The 23,791-nt window shown below is 71.6% G+C and carries 19 protein-coding genes; 11 read left to right on the top strand and 8 right to left on the bottom strand.

The features are described from left to right. Positions 1 to 184 precede the first annotated feature (184 nt). Entirely contained in the window at positions 185 to 1,435 is a 1,251-nt protein-coding gene (locus tag O7624_RS03255) for a hypothetical protein (RefSeq protein ID WP_282238855.1), read from the top strand. A 143-nt stretch (positions 1,436 to 1,578) separates the two neighbouring features. Here O7624_RS03255 and O7624_RS03250 read toward each other — a convergent pair whose 3' ends face one another. Next, positions 1,579 to 1,926: an Lsr2 family protein gene (locus O7624_RS03250; protein WP_093402683.1), complete on the bottom strand. Its 348-nt coding sequence runs from the start codon at positions 1,924 to 1,926 to the stop codon at positions 1,579 to 1,581. A 256-nt stretch (positions 1,927 to 2,182) separates the two neighbouring features. Here O7624_RS03250 and lon point away from each other — a divergent pair, with 256 nt between their 5' ends. Then, a complete protein-coding gene (lon, locus tag O7624_RS03245) occupies positions 2,183 to 4,519 on the top strand; it encodes an endopeptidase La (RefSeq protein ID WP_282238854.1) in 2,337 nt (778 codons plus the stop codon). A gap of 86 nt (positions 4,520 to 4,605) precedes the next feature. On the opposite strand, the gene O7624_RS03240 is transcribed toward lon, so the two are convergent. Continuing rightward, positions 4,606 to 6,348 carry a DEAD/DEAH box helicase gene (locus O7624_RS03240; RefSeq protein WP_093402685.1) on the bottom strand — a complete coding sequence of 581 codons (1,743 nt, stop codon included), beginning with the start codon at positions 6,346 to 6,348 and terminating at the stop codon, positions 4,606 to 4,608. Between the two features lie 181 nt (positions 6,349 to 6,529). Between O7624_RS03240 and O7624_RS03235 the strand changes: the two genes are divergently transcribed. Next, complete coding sequence (locus O7624_RS03235; protein WP_282238853.1) at positions 6,530 to 7,105, top strand: TetR family transcriptional regulator; 576 nt, start codon at positions 6,530 to 6,532, stop codon at positions 7,103 to 7,105. A gap of 32 nt (positions 7,106 to 7,137) precedes the next feature. On the opposite strand, the gene O7624_RS03230 is transcribed toward O7624_RS03235, so the two are convergent. Continuing rightward, positions 7,138 to 7,992 carry an alpha/beta hydrolase gene (locus tag O7624_RS03230; RefSeq protein ID WP_282238852.1) on the bottom strand — a complete coding sequence of 285 codons (855 nt, stop codon included), beginning with the start codon at positions 7,990 to 7,992 and terminating at the stop codon, positions 7,138 to 7,140. Between the two features lie 219 nt (positions 7,993 to 8,211). Here O7624_RS03230 and O7624_RS03225 point away from each other — a divergent pair, with 219 nt between their 5' ends. From O7624_RS03225 to O7624_RS03215, 3 genes are all read left to right on the top strand, one after another. Then, positions 8,212 to 9,168 carry a DUF5715 family protein gene (locus tag O7624_RS03225; RefSeq protein ID WP_282238851.1) on the top strand — a complete coding sequence of 319 codons (957 nt, stop codon included), beginning with the start codon at positions 8,212 to 8,214 and terminating at the stop codon, positions 9,166 to 9,168. A 2-nt stretch (positions 9,169 to 9,170) separates the two neighbouring features. Next, positions 9,171 to 10,781, top strand: coding sequence for an asparagine synthase-related protein (locus tag O7624_RS03220; RefSeq protein WP_093402689.1), 1,611 nt, complete (start codon positions 9,171 to 9,173; stop codon positions 10,779 to 10,781). A gap of 68 nt (positions 10,782 to 10,849) precedes the next feature. Further along, positions 10,850 to 11,671 (top strand): MerR family transcriptional regulator, encoded by an 822-nt coding sequence (locus tag O7624_RS03215; protein WP_282238850.1) that lies wholly within the window; start codon positions 10,850 to 10,852, stop codon positions 11,669 to 11,671. A 51-nt stretch (positions 11,672 to 11,722) separates the two neighbouring features. Here O7624_RS03215 and O7624_RS03210 read toward each other — a convergent pair whose 3' ends face one another. The 3 genes from O7624_RS03210 to O7624_RS03200 form a co-directional block, all read right to left on the bottom strand. Then, a complete protein-coding gene (locus O7624_RS03210) occupies positions 11,723 to 12,793 on the bottom strand; it encodes an ArsB/NhaD family transporter (protein ID WP_282238849.1) in 1,071 nt (356 codons plus the stop codon). 193 nt (positions 12,794 to 12,986) lie between these two features. Further along, on the bottom strand, positions 12,987 to 13,208 hold the full coding sequence (locus O7624_RS03205) for a DUF2188 domain-containing protein (RefSeq protein ID WP_093402692.1): 222 nt from the start codon (positions 13,206 to 13,208) through the stop codon (positions 12,987 to 12,989). Positions 13,209 to 13,342: 134 nt separating this feature from the next. Beyond that, the gene (locus tag O7624_RS03200; RefSeq protein ID WP_093402693.1) at positions 13,343 to 14,800 is read right to left on the bottom strand and encodes a hypothetical protein; all 1,458 of its coding nucleotides are present in this window, start codon (positions 14,798 to 14,800) and stop codon (positions 13,343 to 13,345) included. Positions 14,801 to 14,940: 140 nt separating this feature from the next. Here O7624_RS03200 and O7624_RS03195 point away from each other — a divergent pair, with 140 nt between their 5' ends. From O7624_RS03195 to O7624_RS03175, 5 genes are all read left to right on the top strand, one after another. Then, positions 14,941 to 15,645 carry a DUF305 domain-containing protein gene (locus tag O7624_RS03195; RefSeq protein ID WP_282238848.1) on the top strand — a complete coding sequence of 235 codons (705 nt, stop codon included), beginning with the start codon at positions 14,941 to 14,943 and terminating at the stop codon, positions 15,643 to 15,645. A gap of 71 nt (positions 15,646 to 15,716) precedes the next feature. Continuing rightward, the gene (locus O7624_RS03190) at positions 15,717 to 16,940 is read left to right on the top strand and encodes a histidine kinase (protein ID WP_282238847.1); all 1,224 of its coding nucleotides are present in this window, start codon (positions 15,717 to 15,719) and stop codon (positions 16,938 to 16,940) included. Then, complete coding sequence (locus tag O7624_RS03185) at positions 16,937 to 17,617, top strand: response regulator transcription factor (RefSeq protein WP_282238846.1); 681 nt, start codon at positions 16,937 to 16,939, stop codon at positions 17,615 to 17,617. The genes O7624_RS03190 and O7624_RS03185 overlap by 4 nt, the downstream gene beginning before the upstream one ends. 130 nt (positions 17,618 to 17,747) lie before the next feature. Next, positions 17,748 to 18,530, top strand: coding sequence for an ABC transporter ATP-binding protein (locus O7624_RS03180; protein ID WP_282238845.1), 783 nt, complete (start codon positions 17,748 to 17,750; stop codon positions 18,528 to 18,530). A gap of 1 nt (position 18,531) precedes the next feature. Continuing rightward, the gene (locus tag O7624_RS03175) at positions 18,532 to 21,009 is read left to right on the top strand and encodes an ABC transporter permease (protein WP_282238844.1); all 2,478 of its coding nucleotides are present in this window, start codon (positions 18,532 to 18,534) and stop codon (positions 21,007 to 21,009) included. Here the strand turns inward: O7624_RS03175 and O7624_RS03170 are convergent, their stop codons facing one another. Beyond that, positions 21,010 to 22,272: a nucleotide sugar dehydrogenase gene (locus tag O7624_RS03170; RefSeq protein ID WP_282238843.1), complete on the bottom strand. Its 1,263-nt coding sequence runs from the start codon at positions 22,270 to 22,272 to the stop codon at positions 21,010 to 21,012. A 124-nt stretch (positions 22,273 to 22,396) separates the two neighbouring features. Beyond that, positions 22,397 to 23,764 (bottom strand): serine/threonine-protein kinase, encoded by a 1,368-nt coding sequence (locus O7624_RS03165; protein ID WP_282238842.1) that lies wholly within the window; start codon positions 23,762 to 23,764, stop codon positions 22,397 to 22,399. Between the last annotated feature and the right edge of the window lie 27 nt (positions 23,765 to 23,791).

Genomic DNA, 23,791 nt, shown 5'->3' with positions numbered 1-23,791 from the left:
CGCGAATGGACAGGATCTCCCCAACCCGCACCGGCAGGTGCGGCAGACGGTGCGGAAAGGGCATCGTCGTTCGTCGACGTGCCACCGGTGCGTTCAGGCGGTCCCCGTCGAACGCGCCAACCAAGATTCCGTTCGGTCCGTCGAGTCACGAATCAGGAACCGGATCGAGAAGGAGAGCAATTCGATGCGCAGGTCAACCCGGTCGCGCCGACCAACCGGTAACGCGCGGACCAAGCGACTTCTGGCCGTTGGCGCCACGCTCGCTGTCTTCGGCGGCGTCGTCGCCGTGACCCAGATCTCGTCGGCCGGTGACCGACGGTCAAACCAGCAGCAGCGACCGGTGGCGGCAGAATGTGTCGCACCCAGCCCCGGCGCCACCGCGCCGGCCGCTCGGGGCGCCACCACGACCCGCACCTGGCAGAACGGCCGCTGGGTGGTCAACCACTGGGGCGACGGGCAGCAGACCGTCGAGGAGTGTCAGGAGACTCGCGACGGCACCGACGGCGCGACCGACGGCGCTTTCGCGGTGGCCTGCCCGGACGTGGTCAGCCGACTCCCGCAGGTGCCCGACCGGGCCCGCGCCGAGGTGGACCGCAACCTGAACGCGTTGCAGACCCAGATCACCGAGGCGGACGAGCGACTCGCCGCAGAGGGTGACCGCGGCGAGGGGTTCATCCGTAACGCCATCCTCAATCCGCTGGCCAGCAAGCGTCGAGCGACCATCGGCCGGATCACGATCGCCATCGACCGCTTCGGCCCCCGGCCACGCGGCCTCGGCAACCTCGCCACCTGCCAGGTGCAGCCGGTCGACAACAACAACGGCGGCAACGACGGCGGCAACAACAACGGCGGTAACGACGGGGACAACGACGGCGGTAACAACAACAACGGTCTCGACGTGCTGGCGAACAACTGTGACAACAGCCAGCTTCAGGCGCACGACGGTTTCCAGAACGGCAACCGCTGCATCAGCACCGCCTTCGGCGAGGTCGGTGCCGCAGCCAACAACCCGTCGCTGCTGATCACCGACTTCCCGCAGCAGATCAACCGTAACGAGGGCTTCTCGATCCAGGTCAGCACCCGCAACCTGGTCCGGGACCGGTTCCTCCCGGCCGGCCAGGGCGGCTACTACCTGGAGAGCTCGCTGCTCAACGGTGAGGGCCTGACCCGCGGTCACTTCCACACCGCCTGCCGGATGCTGAACAACACGGACGAGGCGCCTGCGCCGGAGCCGGTGCCGGCCTTCTTCGTGGCCACCGAGGACGGTGGCGGCGGCGCCCAGCCGGACCAGGTGACCATCCAGATCCCGGGCCTGCCGGACTCCGGTACCGCGCAGTGCGCGGTCTGGGCCGGCGACGGTTCGCACCGCATCCCGATGTCGGAGCGGGCCAACCAGACCCCGGCCTTCGACGCGGTGCGCATCCAGGTCAACTGACGCCGACGACTGAGGTCGTGCGGCTGAGACCAAACAGCGGGGCCGCCCGGAGAAATTCCGGGCGGCCCCGCTGCATGTAGGAAAGCCGGTGCAATCCTGCCGTGACCCGAGCCCTAACCGCGCCAGAGCGACATTCCCGCTGCTCAGCGGTTCTTGTACGCCTCGACCACCTCGACCGGGATGCGACCCCGTTCGGAAATCTTGTAGCCGTTCCGGACCGCCCATTCGCGGACGGCGCGGTTCTGCTCGCGGTTCATTCCGGGTGTGCCCGAACCGATGCCACGACGTGGGTTACGGCCCGTGTCGGCAGCACCACGGCCGAGTCGCCGGCCGGCATTGATAAACGGATCCAACGCCTTCCGCAGGACACCCGCGTTCTCGTCGGAAACGTCGATGGTGTACGCCACGCCATCCAGGCTGAACTCGACCGTACGGTCGGCCTTTCCGCCGTCGAGGTCGTCAGTCAGCACCGTGATTACTTGTTTGGCCATCGTCGATTACTCCCTGTGTCTGACGGGGTGTGCTCAAAGTTTGACTGATCGTCCGCCAATTACGCAACAAAAGCGCGCCCTGCGGCGGTTCGCGTTTTGCGTGACACCGAAATCCCCGATTTTGGATCTGCTCCGCGTGGGCGCGGCCGACTAGCTGTGAGCCGCCTGCCGTGTGCTGGGTCACACGGCGGAACAACCGAGGCCCGTCGCGACTTGAGCCAGACACGCTCAACTCATACGCGATAGCAGGTGTTCGATGGCAACTCTTCCGGTACTTCCACTGACCGACGCCGTACTACTGCCCGGCATGGTCATTCCGGTGACCCTCGACCCGACCACCCAGGCCGCGGTCGACGCGGCCCGCGCCACCGGCGACCACAAGCTGCTCGCCGTGCCCCGCCTGGACGGCGAGTACGGCTCCGTCGGCGCGGTCGCGACCATCGAGAAGGTCGGTCGGCTGCCCAGCGGCGAACCGGCCGCCGTGATCCGCGGCATCGCCCGCGCCCGCATCGGCTCCGGGGTGCCCGGTCCCGGCGCGGCGCTGTGGGTCGAGGCGTCCGAGATCGATGAACCCGCCCCGGCCGGCAAAGCCCGGGAACTGGCCCGCGAGTACCGCGCCCTGGTCACCTCCGTGCTCCAGCAACGCGGCGCGTGGCAGGTCATCGACGCGGTGGAGCGGATGACCGACCTCGGCGAGCTGGCCGACTCGGCCGGCTACGCGCCCTGGCTCAGCCTGGCGCAGAAGACCGAACTGCTGGCTGCCCCCGACGTCACGGCCCGGCTGGAACTGCTCGTCGGCTGGGTGAAGGACCACCTGGCCGAGCAGGAGGTCACCGAGCAGATCAACTCCGAGGTACGCGAAGAACTGGAGAAGACGCAGCGGGAGTTCCTGCTGCGCCAGCAGCTCGCCGCGATCCGTAAGGAACTCGGCGAGGACGCCCCGGACGGCTCGGCCGACTACCGGGCCCGCGTCGAGGCCGCCGACCTGCCCGAGAAGGTACGCGAGGCGGCCCTGCGGGAGGTCGGCAAACTGGAGCGGGCCAGCGACGCCTCCCCGGAGGCGGGTTGGATCCGTACCTGGCTCGACACGGTGCTGGAGATGCCGTGGAGCACGCGTACCGAGGACAACACGGACCTGGCCGCGGCACGGGCCGTGCTCGACGCCGACCACGCCGGCCTGGCCGACGTCAAGGACCGCATCCTGGAGTACCTGGCGGTGCGCAACCGGCGCGCCGAACGTGACCTCGGGGTGGTCGGCGGCCGTGGCTCCGGTGCCGTACTGGCCCTCGCGGGCCCGCCCGGTGTCGGCAAGACCAGCCTCGGTGAGTCGGTCGCCCGGGCACTCGGCCGGACGTTCGTCCGGGTCTCCCTCGGCGGTATCCGTGACGAGGCCGAGATCCGGGGACACCGCCGTACCTACGTGGGGGCGCTACCCGGGCGGATCGTCCGGGCGCTGCGCGAGGCGGGGTCGATGAACCCCGTGGTGCTGCTCGACGAGGTGGACAAGGTCTCCGTGGGGTACGCCGGCGACCCGGCCGCGGCCCTGCTGGAGGTGCTCGACCCGGCGCAGAACCACACCTTCCGGGACCACTACCTGGAGGTCGACCTCGACCTGTCCGATGTGCTGTTCCTGGCCACCGCCAACGTGGTGGAAGCCATCCCCGGGCCGCTGCTGGACCGGATGGAACTTGTCACTCTGGACGGCTACACCGAGGACGAGAAGGTGGCCATCGCCCGCGACCACCTGCTGCCGCGCCAGCGGGAGCGGGCCGGGCTGACCACCGACGAGGTCGACGTGGACGCCGCGGCGTTGGCACGGATCGCCGGGGAGTACACCCGCGAGGCCGGCGTACGGCAGCTGGAGCGTGCCCTGGCGAAGATCATGCGGAAGGTGGCCGTGACCCTGGCCGACGACCCGACGCCCGCCCGCGTCGGCGCCGACGACCTGGTCCGCTACCTCGGCCGGCCGAAGCACACGCCGGAATCGGCGGAACGCACCGCGACACCTGGCGTGGCCACCGGACTGGCGGTCACCGGTGCCGGGGGAGACGTGTTGTTCATCGAGGCGACAAGCATGGACGGCGAGCCGGGGCTGACCCTCACCGGCCAGCTCGGCGACGTGATGAAGGAGTCGGCGCACATCGCCCTTTCCTACCTGCGGGCCAACGGTCGTCGCCTCGGCCTGGACCCGAACGCCCTCGCCGGGCGGCGGATCCACCTGCACGTCCCGGCGGGCGCGGTGCCCAAGGACGGGCCCAGCGCCGGCATCACGATGGTCACCGCCCTGGCGTCGCTGGCCAGCGGCCGACCGGTACGCCCCGAGTTCGGGATGACCGGCGAGGTGACTCTCTCCGGGCGGGTGCTGCCCATCGGCGGCGTGAAGCAGAAGCTCCTCGCCGCCCACCGGGCCGGACTGACCGAGGTGATCATCCCGGCCCGCAACGAACCGGACCTGGACGACCTGCCGACCGAGGTGCGCGAGGCGCTGACCGTGCACACCCTGGCCGACGTCGCCGACGTTCTCGCGCTGGCGCTGCGCCCGGCCGAGATCGATCCGGCGTCGTTGGGCGGGCAGCGCGTCACCGCCGCCTGACCGTGCTCGCGCCCCCGGTCACCTGGCCGGGGGCGCGGCACAGCGGAGCAGGCGACGGGAGCCGGGGCGCGGGAGGGTGACCGAGATCAGCGGCGGTCGCGTCGGTCGCCGTCGTCGAATCGGCGCTCGCCGGGACGTCCCTCCCGGTCCCGGCGGACGGTGGCCTTACGGCCCTTGATCGTGCTGCCGCGCAGCCCGGCGATGACCTCGTCGGCGACGCCGAGGGGCACCTCGACCAGGGAGAAGCGATCAGCGATCTCGATCGAGCCGATGTCCCTGCCCCGCACCCCGGTCTCCCCGGTGATCGCGCCCACCAGATCCTGCGGGCGCACCCCGGCCCGCCGGCCCACCCCGATGAAGACCTGGGTGGTGCCGGCGGTACGGGGCCGCGCCGGTCGGCGTTCGCCCCGGCCCTCGTACCCCGCCGACCGGCCCTCCCGAGGCGGGCGGACCGCCACCTGCGGGATCTCCTCCTCGGCCTCGTCGGAACCGGGCAGCGTCGCCTCGTGGGCCAGCTTCACGGCGGCGAGCGCCACCTCCATCAGGTCGAACTCGTCGCTGAGCGTCTCGACGATCACCCGGAACGGGTCCAGGTCGTCCTCCAGCAGGCTTTCCCGCAGCGCGGCCTGGGTCAGCTCCAGCCGACGGGTTCGTAGATCGGCGACCGTGGGGATCTTGTCGATCGTGATCCGCTGCCCGGTGACCCGCTCGATGGTCTTGAGCATCCGGTGCTCCCGGGGCTCGGCCAGGGTGATGGCCACCCCCTCCCGTCCGGCTCGGCCAACCCGACCGATGCGGTGCACGTACGACTCAGGTGCCGACGGCACGTCGAAGTTGACCACGTGGCTGAGCTGCTCGACGTCGAGCCCACGGGCCGCCACGTCGGTGGCGACCAGCAGATCGGCGGTGCCGGCGCGCAGCCGCCCCATCACCCGGTCCCGCTGCTCCTGGCTCATGCCGCCGTGCAGCGCCTCCGCCCGGTAACCGCGACCGTTCATCGTCTCGGTGAGCCGGTCCACCTCCTCCCGGCTGCGACAGAACACGATCGCCGCGGTGGGCGACTCGACGTCCAGCACCCGCCCCAGCGCCGCTGGTTTGTGCGCCCGCGCCACCAGGTACGCGCTCTGCCGCACCCGGGGCGCCTCACCGGCCACCGGCTGCTCGCGGGCGATCAGGATGCGCACCGGATCGCTCAGGTGCGCTCGGGCCATCCCGTCGATACGCGCCGGCATGGTGGCCGAGAACAGCACCGTCTGCCGCTGCTCGGGGGTGTGTTCCAGGATCGCCTCGATGTCCTCGGCGAAGCCCATGTCGAGCATCTCGTCGGCCTCGTCCAGCACCACCGTGGCGAGGTTGCCCAGCCGCAGCGTGCCCCGGGCGATGTGGTCCAGAGCGCGGCCGGGAGTGGCCACCACGACGTCGATGCCGGCGTCCAGCGCCCGCAACTGCCGACCGATCGGCTGCCCGCCGTAGATCGGCAACACCCGCGCACCGAGGTCCTTGCCGTAGCGGTGAAACGCCTCGGAGACCTGCACCGCGAGTTCCCGGGTCGGCACCAGCACCAGCGCGTGCGGGTCGTCTCCGGCCCGGTCGTCGGGCATTCGCTGCAACAGCGGCAGGGCGAACGCCGCGGTCTTGCCCGTGCCCGTCGCCGCCTGCCCGAGCAGATCCCGGCCGCTCAGCAGCGGTGGGATCGCCTCCCGCTGGATCGGCGTGGGCTCCTCGTACCCGAGCGCGGCTAGCGCGGCGAGCAGTTCGGGTCGTAGGCCGAGTTCCGTGAAGGCGGGCGGCTCGGCGGACGGGTCGGGCAGTACGGGCGTGGAACTCATGGGTCAAGCCTTTCATCACCTCCCCTGGACCGCTGCGGCGACCACCCGAACATGTGCGCGGCGTCGCCGAGGGCGGTGCCGCCTTGGACGCCGCCGTGTCCCGACCGCTGACCGTCATCGCGGAGAGCGGACCTCGCCGCGACACCGCCAACGGTCCTGGCCACCGCACTAGCATCGGGTCGTGACAGTCACCGTGCCGGCCGGCGGTCCGCAGGAGGCCCTCCTGCGACGGGTGATCGCGTACTTCGCCGCCAACGGTGTCGGCGACACCAGCCTGCGTACGCTCGCAGCCGAGATCGGGACCAGCCACCGGATGCTGATCTACCATTTCGGCTCCCGCGAAGGGCTGCTCACCGCGATGGTCGAGGCCGTCTGGCGGGACCAGCAGGAACTGCTCGACTCGCTGCTGCGCGAGGCGGCCGACGACCCGTACGACGGCGCCTGGCGTTTCTGGCTCCGGCTCGCCGACGATCGGGCGTTCGCGCCGCTGTTCTTCGAGATGTCGGCGGCGGCGATGCAGGGGCACGCGTGGGCCAGCGCGTTGCGCACCTGGATCACCTTCTGGACCGACCGGCTCGGCTGGTTCTTCGAGGAGGTTGGCTATCCGACCGCACAGGCGCGGATCCAGGCGCGGATGGCGATGGCGATGACCCGGGGCGTCCTGTTCGAGTTGGCGCTCACCGGCGACCGGGCGACGGCGGACGCCACCATGGCGGCCTTCCTGCAATCCACCCGGCCGATCAGCCGGGCCGGGTGACGCGCGCGGCGTGGGTGACGTCCGGCAACGGCTCAGGGGTGCGGCCCGCGCACCTCGGTCGTGACGAACCGAGCGAGTTCCGCCGCGAGCCGGCGGGGTTGATCCTCCGGCACCAGGGTGTAACTGTCGTCGATCTCGATCAGTCGGCCCCGGGGAAACAGCGCCGCCAGCCGGGGGCCGTGCGACGGGGGCATGAGCTTGTCCTCACGGGCCCAGGCCACGAGGACCGGGCGGTCGAATGACGCCAGCCGGTTCGGCAGGGCCCGCAGTTCCGCCTTCGGCGGGGTGGACAACGCGAAGGTGCGTAGGTCCCGTCGGATCGCCCGGTCCTGCTGCGCCGGTCGGAACCAGGCGTCCAGCACCTCGTCAGGGATCGGGTACTTGCTCATCCACCCCCACGCGCCGGGAGCGCGCCGGAACCAGCCGAACCGTTGAAGTTGCATCGACAGCCACAGCGCACCCGGAAGTCGCGCGCTCATCGCCACCGCCTTGCCCGGCTTTCCGGGCGGGAAGTTGCCGAACGCCTCGCAGGCGACCAGCGCCAGACCGGCGATCCGGTCGGTCGGGCCGTCGGCCACGAGGAACTGGATGCCACCCCAGTCGTTGGCGACCAGGGTCACCTCACGCAGGTCCAGTGCGTCGAGCAGTTCCCCGACGAGGGCGGCGACGCCCCGGTGGGTGACCAGTTCCGGCCGTTCCATCGGTCTCCGGTGGCTGCCGAGCGGCAGGGTGGGGCAGACGCAGCGCACGGTCGGACCGAGTTCGGCGACCACCCGACGCCACAGGCTCGCGTCCATGTTCACACCGTGCAGCAGCACCAGGACTGCTCCGTCACCACCGGTGTCGGTGTAGTCGATCGTGCCCGTGGTCAGGGTGATGGTCGGCATCGACCGTCCCTCCCGTCCGTCGACCGCACCTCCGCGGCACGGGTCGTTGTACCGAATGGTACAACGACCCCGCCCGGTCTGTGTGCCGCCGGGCGGCACGCGCCTGCCGAGTGGTCTGCCACGCCTTAGGGGGATACAGGAGTATTGCTCGCACTCATCCGGATTGGTGTGGTTACTTTCTGTCACAGGCGACCGTCGCGGCGGCAGAGAGGACCGATCATGCGAGTGCCCAGCCGAAGCCCGGGACACCGACCCGGTCTCCCCGTCACCCCGGCCCGCCGACGCCCACCGGGTATCGTGCGCCCGGTCACCGCGGCCCCGCCCGACCTGGCGGCCTACCGCGACGCCGTGGCCGAACTGTTGGTCGAGGTGAGCGCGCTCGCCGGGGTGAGCAGCGCGAAGGCTCGTCAAGTGCTGATCGACCAGCGGCTGCGGGAACCGGCCATCATGCAGGTGCTCGACGCCACCTCCCAGGGGCTGATCGGAGCCCGCGAGACCCTGCTGCTGGAGATGGCCCGGTACCAGCCGAACGAGCGCAGTTCCGCCGCTGACCTGGCCGCACTGGTCCGCATCTACCTGCTGTCCCGGATCGACGTGATGTGGTGGCGCGACGCCGCCACGTTCCTCACCGACACGGAGGTCTACCACAGCGCCGAACTTGTCGACCTGGAGTGGTTGCGGCGGCGAGGGCTGCTGCGGTTCCAGTACACCGAGCAGCCCCGCACGGTCGTCGGCCGGGGCGTACGCGCGCTGCGCCGCCGGGTGCTGCCCGACGCCACGCCGCGTACCGCCGGGTTGCTGTTCCGCCGGTCCCGCCGTGAGGTGATCGCCCTGCTCAACGACATCGGTCGCGAGTTCGCTGCGGCCACCCCGGCGGGCACGCCGCCGCTCTGGGTGACCAGCCTGGTCCGCAGCGCCGAACACCAGTACCGGTTGCGCCGCCTCGGGTACGCCGCCATGGTGCCCAGCGGCCACTGCCTGGGCTGGGCGGTCGACGTGGAGATGGAGTGGTACCGCCGTTTCGGGGTCCGGGACACCCTGGCCGGACTGCTGCTGAACCGGCAACGGGCGGGCGAGATCAACGTGGTGGACGAGGGGCAGGCGTGGCACATCTGCCTCGCGCCGTCGGCGACGCTGCGGCTGCGCCGCGCGTACGAAGCCGAGATGGGGAGCTGACCGTGTGCGGGATCATGCTCAGCATCGGCCCGGAGGCGGACCCGGCGATCTTCCGGCGGATGCTCGGCACACTCGCGCCACGGGGCGAGGTGACCGAGACCCGACACGAGAGTGGTCTGCTCGCCGGCACCCGGCGGCTGCGGGTGGTGGATCGTGAGCGCGCCGTGCAGCCCTGGGTCTCCGCCGACGAGCGGTGGCTGCTCTGCTACAACGGCGAGGTCTTCAACCACCATGAACTGCGGTCGGAGCTGACCGCCCTCGGTCACCGGTTCCGCAGCGCCAGCGACACCGAGGTGGTGCTCGCGGCGTTCGAACACTGGGGCGAGCAGGTGGTGACCCGGTTGCGGGGCGAGTACGCCTTCGTCGTGGTGGAACGGGCCACCGGACGTGCGTACCTGGTCCGGGATCCGCTCGGCGTGAAGCCCCTGTACTGGGCGCGGACACCGGGGTGCCTGCACCTCGCCAGTGAGGTCAAGGCGCTGGTCCGGCTGGGCGCGCCGGTGGGCGAGGTGCCGCCGGGGCACCACGGTTGGGCCGACGCCGACGGTCACCCGCAGCTGCGACCGTACGTGGACCTGCTCGCCCTCGGCGCGGGCCGGCCGGTGGTGGCGGACCCGGACGAGGCCGCCCTGCTCGTCCGTGCCGCCCTCACCGACAGCCTCCGGGTGCGGCTGGACACCGACCTGACGGTGGGCGTGGTGCTCTCCGGCGGGTTGGACAGCTCGCTGGCGCTGCTGCACGCGGCCCAGCTGCACCCGGACTGTGTCGCCGTCACCGTCGGCGTGCCGGAGAGCCCGGACCTGGCGTACGCCCGGCGGCTGGCGAAGGATCTCGGCGTGGCGCACGAGGTGGTGGAGCTGCGCCCGCGCGACATCCGGCTCGCCGACGTGCGGGAGGCGATCCGGATCTCCGAGCTGACCGAGTACGGCGACATCATCAACGCGGTCGTCTCCGTGCCGATCTTCCGGCGGTTGCGCGAGTTGGGCGTCAAGGTGGTCCTCACCGGAGACGGCTCGGACGAGCTGTTCGGCGGCTACCCCATGTACCACGAGGTCGGTCCGGAGGCGTCCCGGCGACTCTTCCTGCACAAGATCCGCAACCTGTGCCGGACCGAGCTCCAGCGGGTCGACCGGACCAGCATGGCCTTCGGCGTCGAGGCCCGGGTGCCCTTCCTCGACCTCGCGCTCGTCGAGCTGGCGATGCGCTTGCCGATCGATTTGAAGCTGCGTGCCGGCCAGGAGAAGTGGATCGTCCGCCGGGCCTTCGCCGACGTGCTGCCCGACTACATCCGACGCCGGCCGAAGAACCCCATGTCGTACTCCTCCGGGCTGCACGAGCGGGCCCGGTTGTACAAGCCGCTCTTCGCCCGCCTGCACCGATCATTCGGCTACCACCTGCTGGAGCCGGTCCGCCGTGACTTCGACAGCGTGCTGATGCGCTGCGGCAACGACCTGGACGCCGCGCTCGCCGCCGGTCGGGCGAGGCCCGACTACACAGTGCTGGAACACGCCCGGGACCTGGTCGGTGCGGCGAAGTGGAACGCCACCCCGATCATGCGCCGGCTGGTGTCCCCACGTCGCAACCGCGGCGACGAGGCCCCGCTGCCCGGCTGAGTCGTTGTCGGCCCGTGGTGGCCCAGGATTGACTCTGACACGGTGTCAGCGCCGACCCTGGGGGAGCCATGTTGACCATCGGAGACTTCGCCAGCCTGGGCCGGGTGTCGGTCCGGATGCTGCGGCACTACGACAGCATCGGGCTGCTACCGCCGGCCGCCGTCGATCCGCACAGCGGCTACCGCTACTACACCGCCGCCCAACTGGGTCGGCTCAACCGGGTGATCGCCCTCAAGGAGCTGGGCCTGACCCTGGCCCAGGTGCGGGCGATCCTCGACGAGGCGGTCGACCTGGTCGAGCTGCGGGGCATGCTGCGGCTGCGTCGGGCCCAGTTGGCGGCGCAGGTGGCGGCGGACACCGCCCGACTGTCCAGCGTCGAGGCGAGGCTCCACATGATTGAGACGGAGGGTCGGATGACCAGCCAGGATGTCGTGCTCAAGCAGGTGCCGTCGATCCGGGTCGCGGAGCTGAGTGCCGTCGCCCGCAGCTACGAACCAGCGGACATCGGTCCGGTGCTGACGCCGCTCTACCCGGAGCTGTTCCGCCGGCTGGAGGCCGCCGGGGTCAACCCGGCCGGTCCGGCGGTGGCCTGGTACGACCAGGCCGCCGACGGCGACGGCGTCGTGGTGCACGCCGGGGTGGGGATCGAGGGCAGCCGGGATGCGGTCGGCGGCATCACCGTGGTGGAACTGCCGGCGATCACGGCGGCGACGACGATCCACCACGGCCCGATGGACACGGCCGACCGCAGCCTGCAGGTGCTGGCCCGCTGGATCGAGGAGAACGACTGGCGGACGGACGGCTACGCGCGCGAACTCTACGTGGAGTACTGGCCGGAGGAGGCCGACAAGGGGGTCACCGAGTTGCAGCTGCCGGTCCGTCGAGCCTGAGCCGAGCGGCGTGGCCGGGTGACCGGCCACGCCGCCCGGCCCCGATCAGGGTCAGCCGGTGAGCAGCAGGGCACCGACCGCGGCGAGGGTGCCGAGCACCGCGACCACGGCGCTGGTCAGCAGGAACCGGACCGCCGGCACCCGGACCCGGGCGGCCCGGCATCGTTCCAGCCACAGCAGCGTAGCCAGAGACGCCCAGGGCAGCGCCAGCGGTCCCACGTTGGTGCCGATCAGGAGCGCCAGCAGTCGCTGCCGTTCCCCGGCCGGCAGCACCACCTCGCCGGCCAGATAGGCCGGCAGGTTGTTCACCAGATTGGCCAGCAGGGCTCCGGTGCCACCTGCGCGCAGCGCGCCGAGCACCCCGCCGTCCGGCCCGATCAGCCCGGCCACCAGGTCGTTCAACCCGTGCCGACCGATGGTCTGGATCACCAGGAACAGCCCGGTGACGAAGAGCAGCAACCGCCAGGGGACCAGCGCGTACCGCAGCGTGCGGGGCGAGCGGATGGCGAAGGCGAGCACCAGCGGACCGGCGGCGACCGTCGAGCCGAGGCCGACCGGTACGCCGGCCAGGATCGCGCCGACGAAGAGCAGGCAGCCGGCGAGCGCGGTGCGGTACAGCACCCCGTCGGGCGGGCGGTGTGCCGCCGGTGCCGGGAACCGGTTGCCGGGCGGCCGGGCCGGCCGCCACCAGCAGTACCAGAGCAGCACCGTGGTGACCGCGAGCACGGCCAGTTGCGGCAGCCACATCAGGCTCGCGTACGTGAGCGGGTCCAGGCCGATCCGGTCCGCGGCGAGCAGGTTGGTCAGGTTGGACACCGGCAGCAGCAGGCTGGCCGTGTTCGCCAGCCAGACGGTGGTGACCGCCAGCGGCGCCACCGCGGTGCGCAGGGTGGCCGCCAAGGTGAGCAGCACCGGGGTGAGCAGCACGGCGGTGGTGTCCAGGAAGAGCAGCAGTGGCAGGATCCGGCCGAGGGTGGCGGCGGCCTCAGGGCGGGGCAACAGCCCGGTCGCGACGCAACCGGCCCCGACGACGGCGAGCAGAACGGCGATCGCGTCGAGCGGGTGGGGTCGGCGGCGGGGCGGTCGGATCGGGGCGGGCGGGGCAGCCCCGGCAGTGGTCACGATCGGCCATCCTGACACGCCCGGCGTACCCCGCCGGTCTCGGTGTCGTCGCAGGTGACGGCCGGCACGGCCAGCGGTGGCAGCGGCGCCGCGGCGGCGGTGAGGGACGGTGGCGACGACGGACCCGCGACGACGGCCTGCCGACAGCACCCGGGGTGGATGGTGTCGGCAGGCCGCCGCTGGTGCCGCCCGGTCAGCCGGCGGGCGGGTACGGGTCGTCCTGGTAGGTGTACTCGGTTTCGATCTTGCCGTCGGCCGTGTGTACCACGAGCTGGCTGGGTTCGTTGCCGTGTGCCGTCTCGCGCCCGGCCTCGACCGCCCGCTGCTTCGTGTCGTACGTCCCGACGACGGTGCTGCCCTGCTCGACCTTCCAGCCGGCGCCGTCGGGCACCACGTGGTACTCGTTGCGCGTCATCTCACACCCCTTCCCTGCGTGACGGACGTGGTACCCGGGGCAGGCGGGAGGAAACGCGACAGTCGATGCGGCTGTTACGCGGTCGGGCCCGGCCACCCCGTACGGGGTGACCGGGCCCGGTCGGTGCGCTGGTCCTACCAGCTCAGGTAGCTGGGCTGGGTCTGGACGTTCAGCTCGCGGAAGTGGGCCAGCTTGGCCGTCCACGTCCGCCAGTCGTTGAGCGCCAGCACGTCGAGCCCCTTCTGGATGTCGGAGGAGTAGATGTGCCCGTTGTAGTAGTAGGCCGACCAGGAGCCGCCCACGATCAGCTGGCTGTCCGACAGCGGGCCGCGCTCCCAGTAGCCGATCTCCTTCGGCTTGCGGGAGTTGGTGAAGTCCCACACCGAGACGCCGCCCTGGTACCAGGCCTGGACCATGATGTCCTTGCCGAGGACGGGGATGAGCGAGCCGTTGTGGGCCACGCAGTTCTCGGTGTCGCCGTTGGTACGGGGGATCTTGTAGTAGCTGCGGAACTCCAGCTTCCGCTGGTCACCCCGACCGGTGATGTCGTAGATGGCGTTGGCGCCACGCTCCGGGCCGACGGTCTCGTTGCAGGTGGCGCCGCCGCCACCGCCCAGCTCGTCGGTGAAGACGACCTTGGTGCCACGGTTGTTGAAGGTGGCCGAGTGCCAGAACGCGAAGTTGGTGGTGTCCCGCACGGTGTGCAGCACCCGTGGCGCCTCCCGCTTGCTGATGTCCAGCAGCACCCCGTCACCCATGCAGGCGCCGGCGGCGAGGTCCTTCGTCGGATACGCGGTGATGTCGTGGCAGCCCGTGGTCGCCGAGCCGCCGGTACGACCCTCGTAGCCACCGTCGGGGAAGAGGTTCGGCGTGGCGATGACGGCCGCGTCGGTCGGCTTCTTCAGCGGCACCTTGACGATGCTGATCGAGTCGTGCGGCGGCTGGCAGTCCGGGAAGGCGGCGTTCGGGCTGTACGAGGAGACGTACAGGTAGACCGACTTCTTGTCCTTCGCCGGTACCAGCGTGTGGGTGTGTGAGCCGCAGGCCGTCTCGACCGCCTTGACGTACCGCGGGCTGGCCTTGTGCTTGATGTCGAAGATCTTGATGCCCTCCCACGATGCCTTGTTCGTGGCGGACTGGGAGGTGCTGCTGCACGAGTCGTCGTTGCGGGACGAGTCCGTGGACAGGAAGAGCAGGTCGCCGTAGACGGAGACGTCGTTCTGCGCGCCCGGGCAGAGCACCTGGGAGACAATCTTCGGCTTGCTCGGCTTGGCGACGTCGTAGATGACGAAGCCGTCGTAGTTGCCGACGAAGGCGTACCTGCCCTGGAAGGCGATGTCGGTGCCGAGCGCCGCGGTGGTGTCGAACGGCGCCTGCTTCGGCAGGTTGGCGATCAGCTTGAGGTTGGGGCTGCTGGCAATCTCGTCGACACCGAGCGGTGCCTGGACGGCTGCGGCGGGCTCGCTGGCCGCCGACGAGACCGTCTGTGCGTTGCCGGGCGAGGCAACGGCGATGCTGGCGAGGAGGAGCCCGGTGGCGGCCACACTGACGATACGCAGTTGCCGCCCCCGTGGCAGGGTCGATCCGACCATCGGCGACGCCCTTCGAGAGGGGTAGTGACGTTGGCCGTACCCTACTCGTAGATGAGATTCATCGATGTGATCCAGGTCACATTCTACGTCCAATGTGAATGGTTACGATCGCAGCGACCTCGACCCGGAGGAGGTGTGGCATGACCGCCCGACGCGGACGGCTACTCGCCGCCGTCACATCGGTTGCCGTGGCGCTGGCCGCCGGAGCCTTCGCGTTGCGGGGTGTCTCCGCATCGGACGATCCGGCCCCGGCAACCGCCACCGCGCCCGCCACCGCCAGCCCCGCGCCGGCCTCGGCGGACGCCTCCGCGCCACCGGTCATCGTGCCGGGTCGTCCGGGTGAGGAAGCCGTCGAACGCCCCGCCGACGAGGTCCGCGACGACGCGCCGCCGCGCTACAACGGGCTGGACACCTGGTTCGTCCGGATGATGATCCCGCACCACGAGCAGGCGCTGGAGATGGCCGAGCTGGCCACCGACCGGTCCGCCGAGCCGCAGGTGCGTGCCCTCGCCGACCGGATCCGGGCCAGCCAGGGGCCGGAGATCGGCGTGCTGCGGGCCTGGCTGACCGCGCGGGGCCTCGCCGCCGGTGTCGACGGGCACGACCACGCCACGATGCGCGGGATGCAGTCGGCCGAGGCGATGCGCCGGCTCGCGGCCGCCCGGGGCGCCGAGTTCGACCGTCTCTTCCTGCGGATGATGACCGATCACCACGAGGGCGCCGTGGTGATGGCGACCGACGTGCTGAAGGTGGGGGTCGACCTGACCGTGGAGCAGTTCGCCACCTCCGTGGCCAGCGAGCAGTCCGTCGAGATCGCCCGGATGCGCGACCTGCTGCCGTCCTGACCGATCCAGCTCCGGGAGGCCGGGAGCACCTTTCGCGTCCGTCGCCGGGTGCCTCGTACGCTGGGTGCACGATGAATGCGATGATCTTCGGCCGGCGGCTGCCCGCGGTCGCCTTCGACGTTGCCCTTGCCGGCCTGGTGGCCCTGGTCAGCGTGGCCGGCGGGCCGGTGCAGCCGGGCGGCTGGTGGTCCAGTTCCATAGGTGTCGCGATGGCGCTGGCGCTGCTGTTCCGCCGCGTCCGCCCGGTGGCGGTGACCGTCGTGGTGGCGGCGCTGGCCTTCGCCCAGGTCGCCCTCGGGTGGGCGCCGATGCTCTACGACGTGGCGGTCCTGATCGCCCTCTACGGCGTGGTCAAGTACGCCGAGCGGCTACGCGACGGCGCCATCGCCGGAGTGGTGGCCGTGCTCGGAGCGGTCCTCGCCGCCGTGCGGGATCCGTTGCCGGCCGCCTGGTACTACGCCGCCGTCTACTACACCCTGCTCACCGGGGCGGTCTGGCTGGTGGCCCTGAACGTCCGTACCCGCCGGCAGTACGTGCTCAGCCTGGAGGAGCGGGCGGCCACCCTCGAACGGGAACGGGAGGCCGAGGCGCGGGCGGCGGTGGCGGAGGAACGCACCCGCATCGCCCGCGAACTGCACGACGTCGTGGCGCACAGCATGGCCGTCATGATCGTTCAGGCGGACGGGGCCCGGTACATGATCGACCAGGACCCTGACACCTCCCGGGACGCGCTCAAGATCGTGGCGGACACCGGCCGGCAGGGACTGGAGGACATGCGTCGGCTGGTGGGCGTACTGCGCGAAGCGAACCCTCCGGAACCAGTGCCCACACCGGCCGTACGACCCGTGCCCGACCCGGCCGGGCCCGACCACCGGCGGCCCTCGGTGGCCGAGCTGCCCGCCCTGCTGGACCGGTTCCGGGAGGCCGGGTTGCGGGTGCGCTACACGGTCACCGGCAGATCCGTCCCGCTGCCGCCCGCGCTGGAGCTGACCGTGCACCGGTTGGCGCAGGAGGCGTTGACAAACGTGCTCAAGCACGCCGGGGTGGGAGCGAGCGTGGAGCTCACGCTGGCGCACACCGCAGACGGTGTCGCGCTCGCGGTGGTCGACGACGGTCGCGGTCACGGACCGCTCACCCCGACACCGCCGGGTGGTCACGGGCTGGTCGGCATGCGCGAACGGGTCTCGGTGTACGACGGCACCCTCACCGCCGGTGCCCGGCTGGCCGGTGGCTGGCAGGTACGGGCGTGGCTGCCGCTGCCGTCGTCCCCCGGCTCGGAGGTGCTCGCGGCATGATCCGGGTGGTGATCGTGGATGACCAGGCGCTCGTGCGAGCCGGCTTCCGGATGGTGCTGGACTCCCAGCCCGATCTTGAGGTGGTTGGCGAGGCGATCGACGGCGCGGACGCGCTGCGGGTACTCGACCGCGTCCCGGCGGACGTGGTGGTGATGGACATCCGGATGCCGACGATGGACGGGGTGGAGGCCACCCGGCGGCTCTGCGCCAACCGGCCGGCCGGAGGACCGAGAGTGCTGGTGCTGACCACCTTCGACACCGAAGCGGACGCGTTCGCCGCGTTGCGCGCGGGAGCCAGCGGCTTCCTGCTCAAGAACGTCCCTCCGGAGGAACTGCTGACCGCGATCCGGGTCGTCGCCGGCGGCGACTCGGTGGTCGCCCCGTCGATCACCCGCCGGCTGCTCGACCGGTTCGCCGGACAGCTCGGCAGCGGGCCCACCGAGAACCCCCGGCTGGCCCAGCTCACCGACCGGGAACGGGAGATCCTGCTGCTGGTCGCGCAGGGTCTGGCCAACGCGGAGATCGCCGCCCGGGTACACGTCGCCGAGGCGACGGTGAAGACCCACGTCGGCCGGATCCTGGCCAAGCTCCAGCTCCGCGACCGGGTGCAGGCGGTGGTGCTGGCGTACGAGAGCGGCCTGGTCACCCCGGGCGCTGAGGGCCCGCGTACGACCTGAGGCGTACGGGAGTGTCCGGGGCGGGACGACCTGAGGCGTACCGAGGTCGAGCGTCCGGGTTGATCTCGACAGGCCGGTGGTCTCCATAGCGTCGGGGACGTCCGACATCCACCGTCCCACGGAGCAGCACGTGTCGATCGCACCACCCGTCCACGTAACCGCAGGTGTCGCCGTCACCGCTCGGAGCCTGCGCAAGCAGTACGGCACCGGCCAGGCCGCCGTCGTCGCCCTCGACGACCTCGATGTCGACTTCGCCGCCGGCCGCTTCACGGCCATCATGGGCCCCTCCGGCTCCGGCAAGTCGACCCTGATGCACTGCCTGGCCGGCCTGGACCGCCCCACCGCCGGAACGGTACGCGTGGGCGACACCGAGCTGGGCCGCCTCGACGACCGCCGGCTGACCCTGCTGCGCCGCGACCGGATCGGCTTCGTGTTCCAGAAGTTCAACCTGCTGCCGGCGCTGCGCGCGGAGGAGAACGTCACCTTGCCGTTGGACATCGCCGGACGACGGCCGGACCCGGCCTGGCTGCGGCAGGTGGTCGCGGCGGTGGGACTGACCGACCGGCTGCGGCACCGTCCGGCCGAACTCTCCGGTGGCCAGCAGCAGCGCGTCGCGGTGGCCCGGGCACTGATCACCAAACCGTGGGTGATCTTCGCCGACGAGCCCACGGGCAACCTGGACTCCCGCGCCGGGGCAGAGGTGCTGCGGCTGCTGCGCGAGGCGGTCGACACCCTCGGGCAGACCGTGGTGATGGTGACCCACGACCCGGTCGCCGCCGCCCACGCCGATCGGGTGGTCTTCCTCGCCGACGGTCGGCTCGTCCGGGAACTGGCCGAGCCGACCGCCGAGCGGATCCTCGACGTGCTCCGTCGTCTGGACACCGACGCCGCGGCCCCGGTCGGAGGGCGCTGACATGATCAGGCTGACCCTGCGATCGTTGCGCGCCGAGGCGGCGCGCATGCTGCTGTCCACCCTCGCCGTCGTCCTCGGGGTGGCCTTCATCGCCGGCACGTTGATCTTCGTGGACGGGATGCGGGCCGGTGCCTACGACCGGGCCGGCACCTTCGACCGCCACACCGACGTCGGTGTCTACCGGGACGAGGCGATCGACGCGTCCCTGGTCGAACGGGTGCGCGCGGTCGACGGGGTACGCGCCGCCGAGGGCGAGCTGATCGGCACCGGCGGGCTGGTCGGCTCCGACGGCCGTCCGGTGCTCGGCTACGGGGTCCTCGCCGCGATCCCCACCGATCCCGCCCTCCAGTCGTACGACGTGGTGGCCGGCCGCCTGCCCGCCCGCACCGGCGAGCTGGTGCTCGACCAGCGGACCGTCACGGCGCAGGGGTTCGACCTCGGCGCGCCGGTACGCGTCGGCGGCGCCAGCGGCGCGGCCCGCCCGTACACCCTGGTGGGCGCGGTCGACGTGGCCGGTACTGCGCGCGACGTCGGTGGTCCGTACATCGGTCTGGTGGGTGCCGACGCCCTCGCCGCGACCGACCGCGGCGGCTACGACCGGATCATGGTGGCGGCCGAGGCGGGTACGACCGATCGGTTGCTCGCCGAGCGGATCGCCGAGGCGGCCGGCGCGGACACGACCGTACGCACCCGACAGGAGATCCTCGACGCCGGTGTGGCCGAGGAGGTTCGCGACCTGAGCCAGTTCAACATGGTGCTGCTCACCTTCGCCGGGGTGGCCGTGGTGGTCGCCGCCTTCGTCATCGCCAACACGTTCACGATCGTGCTCGCCCAGCGCACTCGGCGGACCGCGCTGCTGCGCCTGGTCGGTGCCACCCGGGAACAGGTGTTCCGGGCCACGCTGCTGGAGTCGGTGGTGGTCGGGCTCGCCGCCTCGACCCTCGGCGTGGGGCTCGGTGCCGGGCTGGCGGCCGGCCTCAACCTGTTGATGGCGCGGCTGGACACCCCGTTGCACGGCGAGCCGACCCTCACCGTCGGCACCGTGCTGGGCTGCCTCGCCGCCGGCACGGCCCTCACGGTCGGCGCGGCACTCGTACCGGCCTGGCAGGGCACCCGGGTCGCCCCGGTGGCCGCGTTGACCGACGCCGCCGTCCAGGTCGCCCGCCCCGCCGGCCGGGTACGCCTGGCGCTCGGCGCGATCGTCCTCGCCTGCGGGGTGGCGGCACTGGTCGGCGCGGCCTCGGCGGGGCAGGTCGTGCTGGTGGCCCTGGGCGGGGTGCTCAGCTTCCTCGGCCTGGTCCTGTTCGGTCCGGTGCTGGTGCCGGCGTTGGTGCGGCTGTTCGGCGTCCCGGCCCGCAGGATCTTCGGGAGGACCAGCTCCCTCGCCGTGGCCAACGCGGTCCGCAATCCGCGACGGCTCGCCGCGACCGCCACCGCGTTGGTGATCGGGATCGGCCTGGTCTCCTCCTTCGTGGTGGGCGCGCAGAGCACCAAGGCGGCCATCGAGCGCAGCGTCGACGCCGAGGTGGGCGTGGACTTCGTGGTGACCGGGATCGGGGTGGACCTGCCCGCCGGGGTCGTCGACGCGCTGGCCGACCGTCCGGAGCTGGGCACGGTGCACGAGTTGCGTACGCACGTGGTCGCCGACGTCGAGTTCCGGGCCGCCGCCCCGGCGCTTGTCGGTCACCGGGTCGACCGGGTGCTCACCGGGCAGCTCGACCGGTTCGGACCGGGTCGGCTGCTGGTGCACCGGGAGCTGGCCGGTCGGCGCGGTTGGTCGGCGGGGGAGACGGTGACCCTGCACGGACGCTCGTTCGAGGTGGCGGCGGTGGTCGTCGGCACCGGACCCGAGGCCGACAACGGGCGGGTACCGGAGGGTCACGTCGTCGAACTGGACGACGCCGACTTCACCCGGCTCTTCCCCGACGAGCGGGGCCACCTGGCGGAGGTCGACCCGGCGGCGGGGGTGTCCGCCACTGCGGCCCGGGCCGCGATCGAGGCGGTCCTGGTCGACTACCCGACGGTCAACCTGATGGACCAGGCGGCGTACAAACGGGTGCTCACCGGCACCATCGACATGCTGCTGGCGTTCGTGGTGGCACTGCTCGGACTGGCGGTGGTGATCGCGTTGGTCGGGGTGGCGAACACACTGAGCCTGTCGGTGGTGGAACGCACCCGGGAGAACGCGGTGCTGCGGGCGGTCGGTCTGACCCGTGGGCGGATGCGGGGCATGCTGGCCGTCGAGGCGGTGCTCACCGCGCTTGTCGGCGCGGTGCTCGGCGTCGCCCTCGGCACCGGGGTCGCCGCCTCGGCGATGGCCGTGCTGTCCCGGATCGCCGGCGAGTTCACCCTCGTCGTGCCGTGGGGACAGCTCGGCGGCATCCTCGGGATCGCGGTGCTGGCGGCGCTGGTCGCATCGGTGCTGCCGGCCCGCCGGGCCCTGGCGCTGCCCGTCGTCGAGGCACTCGCGGACCGCTGATCAGAGGCGTTCCACCGTGGGGCCGGTGCAGCGGTTTCGGGTGTCGAAGACGTATCGGGCATGCCGGACCACGAGGTCGTAGTCGAACACGTCGTGGTCGGTGACCACCACGACACCGTCGGCCTCGCGCAGCTCGCGCTCGGTCAGGCCCACGGTCAGCACCCCGGCGGGCAGGTGGTGCGCCTCGGCGTACGGCTCGACCGCCCGGACCTCGGCGCCGAGTTCCCGCAGCCGGCGGGCGACCTCCACGGCCGGCGAGTCGCGCATGTCACCGGTGTTGCGCTTGTACGCCAGCCCGAGCAGCAGCAGCCGGGCGTCCTTGACCGCACGCCCGGAGCGGTTCAGCCCGGCCATCACCCGTTGCGCCACGTGTTCGGGCATCTCGTGGTTGACGTCGTTGGCCAGCTCGATGAACCGGAACTGCCGGCCGAGGCGGCGCTTGACCTGCCAGGAGAGGTAGCAGGGGTCGATCGGCAGGCAGTGCCCGCCGACGCCGGGCCCGGGCCGGAACGGCATGAATCCGAACGGCTTCGTCTCGGCCGCCTCGATGGCCTGCCACACGTCGATGTCCAACTGGTGCGAGAGCATCGTCAGCTCGTTGACCAGGGCTATGTTGACCTGCCGGAAGGTGTTCTCGATGAGTTTGGTCAGCTCGGCGACCCGGGTCGAGTCCACCGGGACCGTGCGTTCCACGAGGCGCCGGTAGAACGAGTCGATCCGGGTGAGCGCGGCGGCGTCCACCCCGGAAACCACCTTCGGGGTGTTGGCCAGCCGCCAGGTCGGGTTGCCCGGGTCGATCCGCTCGGGGCTGTACCCGAGGTGGAAGTCCCCGGGGCTGCGCAGCCCGCTGGCCGCCTCCAACAGCGGTCGGAGCAGCTCCTCGGTGGTGCCGGGGTAGGTGGTGGATTCCAGGACCACCGTACAACCGGGCCGCAGGTACGGTCCGATCCCCGTGCCGGCCTGCTCCACGAAGCTCAGGTCGGGGGTGCCGTCACGCAGCGGAGTGGGCACGGTGATGACGCAGATGTCGAAGTCCTTGGCATCGGCGTACTCGGTGCTCGGGCGGTACCGACCGCTGGCCAGCGCACGGCCGAGCCGGTCGGCGGGAATGTCCGACACGAACGACTCGCCCGAAGCGAGGCGCTTGATCCGGTCGGCGTCGACGTCGAGGCCGACCACGTCCAGACCGGCCTCGACGGCCTGCATGGCCAGCGGCAGACCGACATAACCCTGGCCGACGACGACCAACTTCTCCACGCTCACCCGAACTCCCGAACAGTAGGAGATAACTGCTGGTGAGGAGCCTAGAGCGCAGTGTGGTGCCGTACGTCCGTTTCGGGGATTTAGAGCGACCGGTCGCGTTTAGGGAAGGTTGAGGCCGGTGAGGTCAGCCGCTCTCGCCCTCGCCGGTGCCCGGCGGATCACCGTCCGGCGGTGTGGTGGGCGTGGACGGCGTGGTGGGTGTCGACGGCGCCGGGCTGCTGGGCGTATCCGTCGGCTCCGGGTCGGGGCTGGGCGTGGTCGGGTCCGGCGACGCGGGCTCGCTCGACTCGCTGGGCTGGGGCGAGGACGGCTCAGGCGACGGAGACTCGCTCGGCCGGGTCGTCGAACCGGCCGGACGCAGCGACGGCGCCTGCGCCGGTGCGCTCTCCTGCGGGCTCGGTGGTGCCGCTTCCTCGTCGGTGGACTCCACCGTCGGTGCGGTGGTCGGCAGCTTGACCGCCGGGGTGTTGGCCTCCTGGGTGGCGCCGAGCGCTGCGCCGAGCGCCGTCATCCCGACCAGCACGGCGGTCAGCGCGCCCACCAACTTGCCGCGACGCCGACGGCCCGGTGGCGGTGCGTCGATCACCGGCAGTCCGGTGCGTGTGTCCGGCCCGGCGTCGCGCAGCGCCGTGGCCGCCGGGACCACCGTGGTGGGCAGGGAGCCCTCGGAGACGGCTGCCCGTGCCGCCTCCGCCATCGCCGCCGCGCTGCTGAACCGGTCGGCCGGGTCCTTGGCCAGGGCCCGGTCGACCAGCACCCGCACCGCTTCCGGGATGTCGTGGGGCAGTTCCGGTGGTGGGTCGTCGAGATGCCGGACGGCGACCTGGAGAGGGTTGTCGCCGGTGAACGGCGGACTGCCGGTCAGACAGCAGTAGGCGACGGCACCGAGCGCGTACAGGTCCGTCGCGCCGGAGACCGGTCGCCCGGCGGCCTGCTCGGGAGCCATGTACAGAGCGGTGCCCGGCACGGCGTTGGTGCTGGTGATGCTGGTGACGTTCGTCGAACGGGCCACGCCGAAGTCGACCAGGACGACCGTGCCGTCCTCCTGGATCAGCAGGTTGCTCGGTTTGACGTCGCGGTGCACGATCCCGCCGACGTGCGCGGCGTGCAACGCCTGGGCCGCCTGCGCCACCACCGACATGGTCAGGCCGACGTCCAGGCGACCCTCGGCCTCGATCCGCTTGGACAGCGGCTGACCGGTGACGAACTCCATGACCAGGTAGTCGGCCCGGCCACCGTCGGGCAGATCGTCCTCACCGCAGTCGTAGACCTGCACGATTCCCGGGTGCCGCAGCGCCGCCATGATCCGTGCCTCGGCGCGGAACCGGGCGATGAAATCGGGGTCGGAGACGAGCGAGGGCAGCAGCACCTTGACCGCGACCTGCCGTCCGAGGATCAGGTCGGTCGCCCGCCAGACGTCGCCCATGCCGCCGGTGGCGACACGCTCGTCCAAGCGGTAGCGACCGCTGAGTACGACCTCCGAAGACAACACGGCATTACCGTACCCACCGCGAGCCCG

This window comes from Verrucosispora sp. WMMD1129, assembly GCF_029581255.1.
Lineage (GTDB): Bacteria > Actinomycetota > Actinomycetes > Mycobacteriales > Micromonosporaceae > Micromonospora > Micromonospora sediminimaris.
The sequence above is the reverse complement of the archived record's forward strand: the minus strand, read 5'-3'. Positions and strand labels throughout refer to the sequence as shown.